The sequence below is a fragment of the Lacinutrix sp. MEBiC02404 genome, assembly GCF_053601575.1.
The window spans coordinates 240,795-254,660 of sequence record NZ_JBSHNV010000153.1; the positions used below are offsets into that span (position 1 = coordinate 240,795).

Genomic DNA, 13,866 nt, shown 5'->3' on the forward strand with positions numbered 1-13,866 from the left:
TGCTTTTACTTCTTCTAATTATTATAAAAAACAGCGATAACTTTTAAATAAGGATCTCCATTTAAACTCGTTAAATTCTTAAAATACTGGCTAGAATTATTTAAGATTGTTTCAATTTCATAAGCCTTATCTTTCCGTCTTTTCTTAACAAAACCATAATCTGATTTTTCACCAAATTCTAATTCCATCTGCTCCTCTTTACTTGCTTTCCAATTTTTAATTCTTTCTTGATATACAGCCATTTGTTTTTCCATATCGTGCTGTACCATTTGTTGTTCTTGGTCCATATGTAATTGATGTGCAAAGTCTATAGTTTGCGGTAATATCTCTTGAAGTTGTACGATATCAGCATCAGGAATTTCTAAAGTATGCAATTCTTTATCTAGTGGGTATTGTGTTAAGAAGTCCTCAAAAGGCAAAGGCCTATTTTTTAAACCACCACTTAAATTCATCGGTATTACAAAAAAATCTGAAAGAATAGACTGACCAAGATTATTAGCCACAATGCCTTGTATTAAAAAGTATGCAGTCTTTTCTGGCAAACGGGTTAATTTAGAAACTAAGGCTACATCTTTATCTACAGAAGCTTCTAGCTGCGTCATTAAATAACGCACTACCGGATGTAGCTCATAAAGCATTTGAAACTTTGCCCATTCTCCTTTTTTCTTTCTCGCGTCTTCAATAGCTTTTTGAACGTCGTCTTTATTTAGTGACAATTGATAAACATCACCAAACTTCTTAGGTTTTACTTCTTTAGGTAAATCATATAAAACACGATCTATTTCTTCTGTATGTTTCACCTCTAATAAATTACCTTCAAAAACAGCGGCATCCTCTTTTAAATATTGATCAGATTTTAACTGCTGAATCAACGCTTCATAATAGGCTTTATCATTGTTAAATAAAGAAATAGTATTAGCTATTGGTTGACTAACTTCTAGTTGAGGTGTAGCATCATCAAATAAAGCATCAAAAGCATCATCTTCAATTTCTTCAGTTACTTTGCCTTCTACTAAATCTGTATTTCCTGTTGCAATTGCTTTAGTAATTAAGTCTTTTTCTGCAGTAGAGTCATAAAGTTTGTAAACCGAAGCAGCATCCCCTAAAGATTCATAGACCGTTTCTTCTTTTTCTTTTAATTTATTAACAATATGTAGATCATCTTTAAGTCCTTTTAAATCTGATTTCGCAATCATATAATTAATAAATGGAGTCTTGGTTTGTCCATATCTATCAATACGTCCGTTACGTTGTTCTAGAGTAATTAGGGACCACGGAATATCATAGTTAAACATATGATTGCAATAGTAATGTAGGTTTACTCCTTGTGCACCAGCATCCGAGGTTAATAAAACACGAAAATCCGAATCTGCTTTACCAAATTCATCAATAATACGCTGCTGTTCCATATCAGTTAGCGAGCCATGAAAATCAGCGATAACCTTGTCATCAAGATTAAAATCTTGTTGCATTTTTCTCTTCAAAGATTTTAGAGTTTCTATGCGTTCTGCAAATACTACAATTCTAAAATCATTTTTTCTACCGTTCCATTTTAAACGAATTAATTCATTTCTAAACGCTCTATATTTAGCATCTTGCCCTTCATCGATAATCAATTCTAATTTTGTCTTTAAATCATTTAGAATCTCAAGATTATCTTCTACGACATCTTCATTTACATAATTATCTTTTAGCTTATTAATCCTTTTCTTTATGGAACTTAAAGCAGCCTCTGGAGAAGACATATAAGATTTAAATAAACCTATTGCGAACAAAAGATCTTTCTTTTCTTTCTTTTTTCGTTTTTTACCAAACAAATCCTCCTGTACTTCAGTTTCTTCTAAACCCGATAAAGCATCAAATTTTATTTTCTGCTGCAGCGATAGAAAATCATTTTCTGCGGAAGTTAATGGTGCATGAATAGAGATAACCTTGCGGTCTTGAAAGTTAGATCGAACAGCCGCATCATCAATATCATTTTTAAATCGACGTACGTAATAGGGTAAAATATCATCCTTGGTGTAGTTCTCTTCATCTTTGATAGCCAAAGGCTCAATCATATTAATCAAGTTCGCAAAATTTTGCTTTTTCCCATTATGTGGTGTAGCAGATGTTAAAACCAAAGATTCACATTTCGTACTTAAAAGTTGCGCCAAGCTCCCGCGTAAAGAATCACTATTTGCAACTGTATGACACTCATCAATTACAATAATATCCCAATGGGTCTTTTCAATATATTGTTGAAATTTTTTGTTTTGTTTTAAAGTATCTATAGAAACAATGGTTTTATCATAGTACTCAAATGGGTTTTTGTTTATAGGTAAGGTAGATTTTATTTTAGAAATCCCATCGGAATCTAAACGCACTAAAGGAATAGCAAAACGATTCCATATTTCTTGTTGAAATTGTGCTAGAATGGACTTTAAAGCCAATACCATAATTCGCTTTCCTTTTCCTCTCTTAATCATTTCTGAAAGAAAAATACCAACCTCAATGGTTTTACCCAATCCAACCCCATCGGCAATTAGAATTCGGGGTCTTGGTAACTGAAAAGCTTTTAATGTAGGCTCTAATTGATATTCAGCAAGATTAAAAGCAGCCTTATGCGCTATTGTTATTTGCTTACTATAAACAGCGGCATTTCTAATTTGATTCTCTACAAAAAGCTTTGTTTTACGATAACCATAATCTCCATCTGGCACCAAACGTGTATATCTAGGATCTAAAACACGGATTTCCGTATCAATTTCTGTATCAAAAATAAAGCGCTTCCCTTTAACAAGTTCTGAGATTCCTTCTACAGTAAGAATCCATTTGCCATTATTTTCATCGATGTCATTTATAATAAAATCCTCATCACGATTTGTGATGCGTTGCCCAGGAGTAAAATTCATTCGGTTAATTAGATATGTAGTTATTTGCTATCAAATATAGGAAAGAAAAGATAAAATATCCCTCACATAAACTTAGAATGTTTTTAAATACATTTAGGTGTTATCATTCCTTAAAAACAGGTTTCTGTTAGAAATAAAAAACAGAAATTAGACACCTAAAAGAAGTGATTTTTGTCAAACAAATCTACCCCATCATAATCCAATAGCAACTGTTCCCAATCAAAAGGCGTTTGTAATACAGACACCTCCTTACCTCCTATAGCTTTTAAATCCAATGCTTCAATATGTTTTTTATCTAATGAAAATCTATGCTGTTCAAAATAGTTACACTCCTTAATAAGTCCTTCAAGAGACTCCTGTATTCCAGCATCAAACCGTTCTAAATAATCTAAATAGCGAATACCGTGAATTAAATATTTTTCTACAGTCTTTTTTGACGAGTCTTCAATAACCATATATATCTCAATCCCTTTATCAAAATCGGGTGAAGATTTAAATCGAGCATCCTTTCCTCCTAGTTCAATTGCATTCCCTGAATCCAAATAGCACTGCAAATCTATACGAGCTTGAGCATCCGAAGTTTGCTCCTTACCTAAACCCTCATATAGCACGTCTATAATACTATTAAAATGATTAAAAGCTGCAGATCTAGCTACAAGTGGTGAATCATTTTTATACAAAGTACTCGTTTCGGCTATATCCGAATGGGTAGGCACCCCAACCGAAAGTGCATCATGAATATTCGGTACTTCCCTACGCCAATATTTAGTTTCTACTTGGTAATATATATTTGTATTCATTTCAATTTTTCTATTAAAAGATGTAACTCAATATTCGCCATCTTTGTTCCTTTATTATATTATAAAACAGGAAGATTCCTTTACAACCATTCCATAATATTTTGCACCAAAATAGTACTACTATTTAAATAAGTTTTATCGCTATTCTCTAGACTTAACTTCTTTATCGTTAAACTATGGCTTTTAAAAACATTTCTAATAAACACATCCATATCGGCTATATAATGTTGCGATTGTGGAATCTTAGCTTCTTGCACCAACTGCACAAAACGAAATGTAGTTTGTAAAAATGCATATCCATTATTTAAACCAGGTTCTTCACATCTATACATTATACCTTTGCTTATTTCATTGGCAGAAGTAGCGCGTTTATTGATCCCATTATTAACCAATACTCGAAACAATTTCTGATCATTTAATTCTGTATGAAATGAAAATATTTGAGACAAACCTCTATTTCTATTTTCAAAACCAACAGCACCTTTTGTGCCTTTTGAAAACTGGGTAAGTACATGCATTAAAATGGAAAGCGTGATTAAAGTTTGCTCTCCATCTACGACTTCTAATTGCTTTTTTTCGCGCTTTTTCACAACTATAGTTCCTAAATCAGTAGCCATGGTGCCGTGCGCTTCTTTAGTTCCCAACTTTTGGTCTTCATGAGATTTTAAAAGCTTTTGCCACAAAGCATCAACTTCAAGTGCATTATAGATATAGACATCTTGGTAAACAGGGAACGTATACCTTTTGTTACCTTTAAAAAGGGAAACTAAATGCAACTGTTTTGTTTCAGAAAAGTTATTGCTACTACTATTTGTAGTGTTGTAATTGGTATTCCTACTTGCTAAGAAATGATGAAGAAAAAGCCTATATTTAAGGAATCCAATCCGCATTGCTTCCAACGCCTTAATAGGTATGTCTATATCCTTACAAAATCCATTGTACTCCATTTTATCTAATACCTTCAAAATTATTACCTCAACACCTTGAGGATTATTACAAATTATTTCATTTTCCAATGCATCCATAAAATCAAATGGAAACTCATTCCCTAAAACAAAAATGCTATGTATTTTATTTATTTGGTAACTGTAAAAGGAAGATTTAAAACAAAGGGTTTCGTTTTGTAAATCTAGCCAATGCGTAAATTCATCTTGGAGCAAATATTCATTTTTCATAACAGATATTTTTAATTATAATACAAACATCGATACCCACTCCGCCAAATGATGTCGGACTCATAAAAACTTTATAAATTATAGCTAAATAAACTCCAATCACCTTGTTATAAGCAATGGAAATTCTATTTTTGAAGGAAACACCTACTATGGCAGATTATAAAATTCTTAAGCGATTAAGTTGTATAGCACAACTAATTAAGGCCAATCCTAACTTTAAAAAAAAGGAGATTATTAATCGATTACGCCAAGATTATGATGTAGACCTTACCGAACGCACTTTCGAGCGTGACAAGAATATATTAGAAGTAGATTTTGGTATTGTAATCACCTATAACCATAAATCACGTGGCTATACCTTAGAGGAGAATGAAGAAGCTTTAAGCCAATTTTTTAAATTTGCTCAGTTTGCTGCTATGGCAGAACTTTATGAAAACGGATTTAAAGATTATAAGTCCTTTCAAAAATGGGTACTCCCTGAGGACACTGCCAACTTCTCTGGAGTACAACATTTCAAAAAATTAATTCAAGCAATAGCCGCAAACCATAAAATATCTTTTCTAAAAGAAAATTACTATGGGGCCACAAACAAGCCATATATCGTTTCCCCACTTTGCTTAAAAGAATATGCCAATCGTTGGTATTTAATTGCAGTAGTGGATGGCGAAAGTGAAATCAAAAATTTTGGAATTGATAGACTCTCACAAATAGAAATTAAAAACATCAAGTCCCTTCAACTGGATGATTTTCAAAAACAATTAAAACAATACGATGATGTGGTCGGTTTAAATTATACCGAATCGAAAAAAGAAGTACCTGAAAAAATTGTACTCAAAGCACATAACAACCAGATTAAATATTTACGCAGCTTACCAATACACAAATCCCAAATTTGTATCGACGGCATAGATAACCAATGGGGTCAAGTCACCTATGTTTTAAAACCAAATTACGAGTTTGAAATACAAATCTTAAAACTGGGCAATATGGTTGAGGTTCTAGAACCAATATGGTTTAGAGAGAAAATCAAAAAACATATTAGTGAGATGTATCACTTGTATAACTAATTATTAAGGATTATAAGCGTCAGTTATAACTACAAATGCCGAAACATTTTTGAATTTAGCATTAGTAATAATATAGAAATAAAAGCCCATAAAAGTCAAAAAAAGGAAAAAACCATTGGTATTAGTTAAACATTTATGGTCTCTTTCAATAAGACTTAAAAATTAAGAATGAATCTTCTTATCTTTTTACATATGTTTTATTCCCATTTGAATTAATATAATATTTACCACCACGAGCTCCTGTATAAATAGTTCTAGTAGATTTTATAGATTGACCAGGATTACTATTTGGAGTCGAATATTTTAATCTGGTCTGTTTTATTGTAGGAGTTGAGTAATAATTAGGGGCATTTACCTTATATGTACTATACGTATTCGTTTTTGCCCTCGTAGATCTTTCTCTTGCAGTTTTAACTTTGTGCTGATAAACGGTTAGTAGTTGCATATTTGATGGATCATCTGTACCTCCTTGCGATAACGGCACTATATGATCTATTTCATAACCATAAGGTGTTCTGTTATATCCCTTTGATTTCAAAAACGCACTCTTATTTGCTGCACTCCTAACAACTTTAGGCTTTCCTGTTGTACTATAATATTCTCCATAAATATATTCGGTATTACCAATAGTGTAAGTGGATTGCGCATTTGAAATTGCAAAGCCAACAAAAATAGCTAGAACGGATAAAATGTTTTTAATGTTTTTCATTTTGAAATAATTTAATAGTTAAAATAATTTATTCCTTAATAGCAACTAGATTATAAGGTAACCCAATAAAAAATTATTTTACTTCAAAAAAGAATTTGAAATTTATGTTCCAACATAGTTTACGTTAATAAAAATTTAAAATAACATGACAATTTAAAACCATCAAGGGTTACCTTTTTAGAGTTGTGTTATTAATGGTAAATTATTAAAACATAATATCATGAAAATCCAAAATACAGAATCCTTATACCTGTCATGGGAAGTTACAAATGCAGAATTAAACAAGTCTGAAACATTAAGTTTTAACCATTCCAAACATTCTTTTAAAAGAGCAAACGAGAGAAACATAAATCATGAAAACATATCAGATGTTATTGAATATGGTAAAGCCTTTTTTAAGCAAGGATTAGTTTTTTATGTTTTAGGAGAGCATCAATTGCCGGATGCATTGATTCAAAAGGGTCATGATAAAAGCCAAAATATAATAGTAGTTATAGCAGGAGATTCAAATACAATCTTAACCTGTTATAGGTCAAAGAATCCCTTTAAACACATTAAGAAAAAACAAAAAAACCTATCTATAAAATGTAAGAACACTGCTTAAAATCCTGAATTAAAATTCACTAAGGACGAATTCACAAAAAACTCTAATTAGTTTTATTAACACAACACCTTTTTCAAAAAACAGAAATTCAAACAATCTATAATTTATTCTATTAAAATAAATGGTGCCCAATAAAATGGCTCTGGAAATTCATCCTTAAGTTTCAATTTTGCCAAACGGAAGGCTTCTTGTTTTGGTATATTTTTTTCAATCCAATTAGTGTAAAAATAGATCATCAATTTTTGTGTGGTTTCGTCATTAACATTCCAAAAACTCATAATAACACTTTTAGCTCCAGCGAGCATAAACGAGCGTTGCAACCCATAAACACCTTCACCTACCATGCGATCCCCTTTCCCTGTTTCACAAGCACTTAACACTACAAGATCCGTCCCCTTTAAATCTAAACTTTTTGCTTCTTGAGCTGTTAAAATCCCATTATTAGACAACTTAATAATATTTCCGTCAACAGTGTTCTGCGCTCCTGTAAATAATAATCCTGATTTCAAAAGGCTATTATCCTGAACATAATTAGCAGATACTCCGAAAAATTTATTATCACTTAATGTTGAATTTTTATCACTAATAAAATAGCCATGTGTGGCAATATGCAAAACTTTAGGTGATTCAACTTCTTTTAAATTATCCTCCGTAGCTGTTTTTAAATGATATAATTGAGAATCCCAGTTGGCAGTCTTTAAAATAGAAGATATAGTTTGTATTTCTAGCTCTGTCCCTGGCAAATAAGATATAGTTTTTGAAGAGTTATAGTCTCTTAATATTTTAGAAATAGCTGGGTCCAAAACAACCTCATCAGGTTTTGGAATAGTAAAATTTTCCAATTCAAACTCTGGGTTCCCTATTAATACAGCACTTAAGTTTTTAGAATCCGTTTCTATTTCCATTTCTTTTGTTAAACTTCTTGCGCTTAATATGGGGTTAATCTGGAGGTAATCTATAACATACTCATTCTTTTCAGTATTATAGAAAGCTTCCGTGTTAATAGCGTTATAAACACCATCAGTAACTAAAAATACTGATTCAAAACCAGATAACTCTACCTCAATAGGCTTAAAAAACAAGTTATAGCTATAAGTATCTTTTTCAAATTTTTGTGCTCCTAAACTATAATTTTGGTAAGTTTTTAAAAAATTATTTTCCAACTCACTTGTACTGTCTATAAGTATAAATTTAGGCACTTCATACTTCTTTACAATAAATGCACCATAATAAATAGAGTCCGTAAATTTATTCAGAATGTTTAGTTTATCTTTTGTTGCATTTCTAGATTGCTTATTTATTCTTATAATTTCCACATAAGCTTCCTTATCTTTTAATTGCTTCTGAATCTTTTCCAAAGTTGGAGATTCAAGTGCACTACTACCATGCGAAAGGGTCTTTTCTAGTTCTCTATTTTTATATTCGAGTTCTTTAATCTCTTTTGAAAAATCTTCACTTTGTTCTAAATATTTATTTAACAAAACAGTATTTTCTTTAAGTTCCTTATAATTAATTAGATCTAGATTCTTTAGGTTATTTTCATTTTTACTACTAGATAAAAGTAACGACTTAAAATAGAATCTTAAATTAAGATACTCATTCAAAAAAGCTTGATCAGAATTAAGTAGTAAATGTGTGTTAAGAAATTCAAACTCATCCGTAAAATCTATATATAGCATTTCTCTTTCAAAATTGCTTAAAAGATGAAAATACGCATCATTTTTAGAAATAATCCCATGAATACCATTTAACAAAAGCAACCTGGCTTCATCATCTTGCTCTGTATTGAATTTTAATAAATATATTATTTTTAAAACTTTGGCAACATCTCCATTGACCTTATAAAATTCCTCTAACTGTGTTATGGTTTTATGAACATCATTCTCAATAAAATAATCTGATAAAATATAATTCATTTTCCTGCCTTTAGATAGTTCATCTCCATAAAATGAGAAGCTCTTTTCATAAGCAAGTTTAGCTTTTAAAAAGTCGTCCTGATAAAAATAATAATGCCCTAAAGCATCATAATAGTCCCCTTCGGCTATGGGCATCAGATTATTCTGGCTTTCCATAAACACTCGTATTTCTTCAAGATAATCCCAACAACTAGAATAGTCTGCTTGAAGTAATAATGTGTTTGCCAAGCCTAATAAACAAGAATTATATAAAATCGGATTAGTAACATCTTCTTGTTTACTATAAATTTCATAAGCCTTATTAAAATAGCGTTTGGCATCTTTATAATTATTTTTCAATCTAGCTTCTGCCCCTAATACCCCCATAATTGGGCCGCTATATCAGTGTATTTCAGATTATTAGCGTAAATTACCTGAAGAGCCTCTGTAGCAATTGCTGTAGTTCTATTATCATTTCCATAAACATTTATAATTAATGGGAGTATTAAATAAGGTAGTATTTGTGGATTATTATTGCCATATAATAATCTGGCATATTCAACAGTTTCATATGCACTTTCTTGAGCATTTGGTAGTCTAAGCATATGCTCGGAGATAGTTTTAAGCTTAAGAAATAATAATTTATACTCATCTATAGCCCTACCTAAGTTTCTATTACATAATTTTAATGTTGTTAAAAAATCTTGTGTGAAAAACGAAAACTCAGCCAACAGCAAATCAAAAAGAATTTTGTCTTCTTCACTTAATTCGCTTCTATACAATTTCAAAAAATTTAGTTGACCTTCAATCGTTTTTTTATCATATAAGACACTGCGTTCAAAAAGAGTAATTGAAAGCGTATAAATGGAAAGTAATTCACCGTAATTCTGTTCAGTTTTTAATATCGTTTCATAGATATTAAATTGATTTATAAAGGCATTGTAATCGGATGCATAAATTAGTTTATTTAATTCTTCATAATAATCAATATCATCAACATTCGGGAAATATTTATATTTTAATTGTTTATATTTTTCTTCGTTAATATTATCACCTATTTGATTATATGAGTGAATTAAAAGTGTATACATTAATTCTTGCTCAGACAATTCATTTAATTGTAACTTTGTATTTGTGTCTAACGCTTCCTCTCCATACTTTATAGCATTTACATAATTTTCATTACCATAATAATACATGGTTAACTCAACTAAAATTTTAAGCAATAAAGAACTATTATCTAATTGTTCTGTTTTGTAATTATTTAGAAAGGTGATTAAAACATTTTCTTGCGTATCAATTTGATCTATATATAAATAAGCCTTAGCATAATTAAAATCATATAATTTGAATGCTGAAGTTCTATTTAATTCAATATAGGTTTGTGCATACTGCTTTGATAAATTAAAAGTCTCATTTTTCTGATGTAAAAAGGCCAAAAAATAGATACTCTGATTATAATTTTGATTAAACTCTAATTCATTTTCCTCATTTATGATAGAACACAATTCAAAATGCTTAATAGCTAAAGTATTATTTTTATCGTAGAAATAATTTAAGCCAATAAAATAATGCAACTTCATGAACTTATAAGAATTCTTTGAGCCCAATTTATTTCTTAAAGTCAAAGATTCTTGAAAAAAATCTAAGGAAGGTTTCCCTTTATAAAACGACACTAAACCTTTTCTGTACAGAAAATCGGCATAAACCGTATCTTTAATAACTTTCGAATCACCAATTAATTCATTAGTCAATTCTAAAAAAACTTCAGCTTTTTCAATATTATCATTTAAAATATTATTGTAAATAGAATCCGATAATCTGTGCCAATCTTGACCTTGACATATACTAAAACATAGAGTTATTGTAAATAATAGAAGTTTCTTTTTCATATAGTATAAATTATTCCAATAATACAAAACCAGCCCAATAATATGGTGAATATTTTAATTTCATTTCTGCTTGAGCCATTCTTAAGGCTTGATGAATGCTTTCCCCATTAAAGCAAAACCCGTAAAACAATTCAAATAATTCGGCTGTTTGTGCATCAGGCACTTTCCACAAGCTCATAATAATGTTTTTTACACCTGCCATTTTAAAAGCACGCTGTAACCCAAAAACACCTTCACTACTTTTAATATCACCTAATCCAGTTTCACAAGCACTTAATACAACTAGTTGACAGGCACTCAAATCTAAATTAGATATTTCTTTAGCTGTTAGTATCCCATCATCATTTACTATTCCTTCTATAGGTTTTCCCCAATAACTATTAACACCTGCAAATACTAATCCTGAACGAAGCATTGGATCATCCGACGCTTTGTATAAGCTGTATATTGAAGGATCTAATGAACCTCGATTACTTAATGTCTTTTCTTGTTCTAGTAATGTATTTTTAGGGTTTTCAAAGAAGTAACCATGGGTAGCTAGATGCAATACAAAAGGAGTTATTTTACTATCTAATTCTAGAATACTCGATTTAGTTGCATTTTTTCCATTTACAATACGGGCAACATACCCATTAGCATCACTCTGTTCCTTTATTATGCTAACCTCTCTTTCAGTACCAACCAAATAGCCCCAGTTAGAAACACCACTCCTATTTGCCATTTCAATAATTTCATTATTTGATTCAACAATTGGACTATTACTTATATCTCGATTAACAACACTTTGCTTATCATAGTCTATATCGCCATATAAAAGAAGTTCTAAATTCTGTTGTTGCATAAATACAGTTAAATCATAATTTATCAAACTAGATGAAGAACCTAAGAGATGTACTTTAAATGATTCACCCAATGTTTTATTTCCAGAAAATGGTAATGCTGCAAAATCTATTTGATGCCCCAATCCTGAAGGAACAATATAAATGGTAGAAATTCCTTCTAACTCTTTAGATAAAGGTTTTAAAAACAAATCACTAATTGCCTTATCGGTATAGAGCCTATTTATAGAAGTTTCAGGGACATCTGTTTGATTCAATAGTAAATCTAACTGTTCTTGTTCAAAAAGAGGTAGATATTTCGGCGATTTATAATTCTTTCCTATGATAAACGCACTATACATAATATTATCAGTCCATTTTTTATCATAATAATTAAAGGCTACTAGGTCTATAATTAATTCATTTGATTTAAGCTTCTCTTGCACCTGATTAAAGCTTATTGAAAGAATATTTTCTGATGTTTCAAATTCAGAAGAGTTTCTACTCAAATATTTTTCTAGCTTTTCAGTGTCTATATCAAGTTGCTCATAAACTTGAGGTCTATTAGAAAGTGGAAGTTTCTCCCATTGTGCCAATTGCTTTTTTTGTTTAATAAATTGAGAATAGCGATTAACAAGAAGGGTGTCTTTTGTTTTTAAAATATTATTCTTAATGCGTTGTTGATTACGCAAGGATAAATTTTTAATCAGTATTTCGTTTTGATAACTAGAAAGTTTTAAGCTATCCGACAAAGGATAGTCCGTCATAAAAGATAATGTGGAATAATGAAGATTTAAGTTTACTTTCTTAAAAAGCGCGAGTTCGTCTTGAGATAAAAATGTAAGAACTTCTAAGTAATTTTCATGAGCCAATTTAGCCCCTTTTTGTAAATAAAAGGAAGCCTTTTCATATCGGTTCATTTCTATATATAGAAGTGCAAGGTTGTTAACAGTACTATTATAATATCTACTATCTATTTGATCAATATTTTCTAAAATGGTCAGTGTTTCATAATAGGTAATCTCAGCTTTATCAATCTGGTTCGTTTCAACATATAGTAAGCCTAAATTACCAAGAGTTATAGCATAGTTTAAACTACTCTCACCATAGATGTTTTTTTTTACTTTAAGAGTAGCTAATAGAATAGGCAGTGCTTCCTCGTAATATTTTTCTTCAAAATATAATAACCCCAAATTATTAAGTGCAGTAGTATAGATTCCGCGAAAGCTATCCACTTCTTCACACTTTTTAATAACATGAACATACCACTTTTCGGCTTCCACCTTATTTCCTAAATTATCCAAACACATAGCATAATTATTTAATAACAACAGGTAGTTTGGATGTTCTGTTGATATTAAAGGAAAAGCCTCAACAAAAGAATCGTATGCCTTTTGATACTGTCCTATATCTAAATAAAAACTACCTAAATTGTTTAAAGCTAACCCATATTCGTAACTATTATGATTTGATAATGATTTATGGATATCAATAATTTCAAGATAAAATTTCTCTGACTGGCTCAGTTCTCCTATATCAAAATATATTTCTGCTAGATTACCAAGTATGGAAGTATAGCCTAAATTATTTTTTCCATATTCTTCTTCCTGAACCGCTAATGCTTCTAAAAATAATTTTTCTGCTTTTTCTAATTCACCTTTTTTATAATATAACAAAGCTAAATTACTAGTTGGCTGTATAATAACAACTCGATGTATTTGTGTAAAATCTTGAGCTTTTTGTAGAGTAAATTCTAGCTGTTTTTCTGCTATCTTGAGTTGATCAAGTTTTAAATAACCTAAACCTTTAAAAGATAAATACCCCAAATAAATTATAGAATCCATTTGTGTATTTAACTCATGCCTTGCAATCAGTTTATCAGTTAAATCAATTACTTTTTGATATTTCCCTTTAGAATAGAATAAATTGAGGCTGTCAATACCATTCTGGCAAAAAACAGTTGATTGCCAAATAAATAAAGAAATGAGAAGTAGTTTCTTTTTAATCATTTT

Annotated in this window: 9 protein-coding genes; 2 read left to right on the top strand and 7 right to left on the bottom strand. The window is 30.4% G+C overall.

Translation table 11 applies throughout. The annotated features are described in order from the left end of the window. Positions 1-14: 14 nt before the first annotated feature. The 3 genes from ACVCXO_RS07470 to ACVCXO_RS07480 form a co-directional block, all read right to left on the bottom strand. Positions 15-2,894, bottom strand: a complete 2,880-nt coding sequence (locus ACVCXO_RS07470) for a helicase-related protein (RefSeq protein WP_452228967.1) — start codon at positions 2,892-2,894, stop codon at positions 15-17. A 155-nt stretch (positions 2,895-3,049) separates the two neighbouring features. Beyond that, the gene (locus ACVCXO_RS07475) at positions 3,050-3,694 is read right to left on the bottom strand and encodes a hypothetical protein (RefSeq protein ID WP_452228968.1); all 645 of its coding nucleotides are present in this window, start codon (positions 3,692-3,694) and stop codon (positions 3,050-3,052) included. 80 nt (positions 3,695-3,774) lie between these two features. Then, entirely contained in the window at positions 3,775-4,869 is a 1,095-nt protein-coding gene (locus ACVCXO_RS07480) for a DUF262 domain-containing protein (protein WP_452228969.1), read from the bottom strand. 149 nt (positions 4,870-5,018) lie between these two features. Here ACVCXO_RS07480 and ACVCXO_RS07485 point away from each other — a divergent pair, with 149 nt between their 5' ends. After that, positions 5,019-5,936, top strand: coding sequence for a helix-turn-helix transcriptional regulator (locus ACVCXO_RS07485; RefSeq protein WP_452228970.1), 918 nt, complete (start codon positions 5,019-5,021; stop codon positions 5,934-5,936). Between the two features lie 178 nt (positions 5,937-6,114). On the opposite strand, the gene ACVCXO_RS07490 is transcribed toward ACVCXO_RS07485, so the two are convergent. Then, the gene (locus ACVCXO_RS07490; protein ID WP_452228971.1) at positions 6,115-6,645 is read right to left on the bottom strand and encodes an HNH endonuclease signature motif containing protein; all 531 of its coding nucleotides are present in this window, start codon (positions 6,643-6,645) and stop codon (positions 6,115-6,117) included. A 220-nt stretch (positions 6,646-6,865) separates the two neighbouring features. On the opposite strand from ACVCXO_RS07490, the gene ACVCXO_RS07495 reads away from it, so the two are divergent. Beyond that, positions 6,866-7,249, top strand: coding sequence for a DUF4258 domain-containing protein (locus tag ACVCXO_RS07495; protein ID WP_452228972.1), 384 nt, complete (start codon positions 6,866-6,868; stop codon positions 7,247-7,249). Positions 7,250-7,353: 104 nt separating this feature from the next. Here ACVCXO_RS07495 and ACVCXO_RS07500 read toward each other — a convergent pair whose 3' ends face one another. Genes ACVCXO_RS07500 through ACVCXO_RS07510 form a run of 3 tightly spaced genes read right to left on the bottom strand, consistent with a single transcriptional unit; the run spans position 7,354 to position 13,863 of the window. After that, on the bottom strand, positions 7,354-9,531 hold the full coding sequence (locus ACVCXO_RS07500) for a CHAT domain-containing protein (RefSeq protein ID WP_452228973.1): 2,178 nt from the start codon (positions 9,529-9,531) through the stop codon (positions 7,354-7,356). Further along, the gene (locus tag ACVCXO_RS07505) at positions 9,519-11,036 is read right to left on the bottom strand and encodes a hypothetical protein (RefSeq protein ID WP_452228974.1); all 1,518 of its coding nucleotides are present in this window, start codon (positions 11,034-11,036) and stop codon (positions 9,519-9,521) included. Before ACVCXO_RS07505 ends, ACVCXO_RS07500 begins: the two co-directional genes overlap by 13 nt. Before the next feature lie 10 nt (positions 11,037-11,046). Continuing rightward, positions 11,047-13,863 (bottom strand): CHAT domain-containing protein, encoded by a 2,817-nt coding sequence (locus tag ACVCXO_RS07510; RefSeq protein WP_452228975.1) that lies wholly within the window; start codon positions 13,861-13,863, stop codon positions 11,047-11,049. Positions 13,864-13,866 lie beyond the last annotated feature (3 nt).

Bases quoted from the DNA above. Each gene is read 5' to 3' on its own strand.
- ACVCXO_RS07470 (WP_452228967.1), bottom strand. From the start codon at position 2,894: ATGAATTTTACTCCTGGGCAACGCATCACAAATCGTGATGAGGATTTT.
- ACVCXO_RS07475 (WP_452228968.1), bottom strand. From the start codon at position 3,694: ATGAATACAAATATATATTACCAAGTAGAAACTAAATATTGGCGTAGG.
- ACVCXO_RS07480 (WP_452228969.1), bottom strand. From the start codon at position 4,869: ATGAAAAATGAATATTTGCTCCAAGATGAATTTACGCATTGGCTAGAT.
- ACVCXO_RS07485 (WP_452228970.1), top strand. From the start codon at position 5,019: ATGGCAGATTATAAAATTCTTAAGCGATTAAGTTGTATAGCACAACTA.
- ACVCXO_RS07490 (WP_452228971.1), bottom strand. From the start codon at position 6,645: ATGAAAAACATTAAAAACATTTTATCCGTTCTAGCTATTTTTGTTGGC.
- ACVCXO_RS07495 (WP_452228972.1), top strand. From the start codon at position 6,866: ATGAAAATCCAAAATACAGAATCCTTATACCTGTCATGGGAAGTTACA.
- ACVCXO_RS07500 (WP_452228973.1), bottom strand. From the start codon at position 9,531: ATGGGGGTATTAGGGGCAGAAGCTAGATTGAAAAATAATTATAAAGAT.
- ACVCXO_RS07505 (WP_452228974.1), bottom strand. From the start codon at position 11,036: ATGAAAAAGAAACTTCTATTATTTACAATAACTCTATGTTTTAGTATA.
- ACVCXO_RS07510 (WP_452228975.1), bottom strand. From the start codon at position 13,863: ATGATTAAAAAGAAACTACTTCTCATTTCTTTATTTATTTGGCAATCA.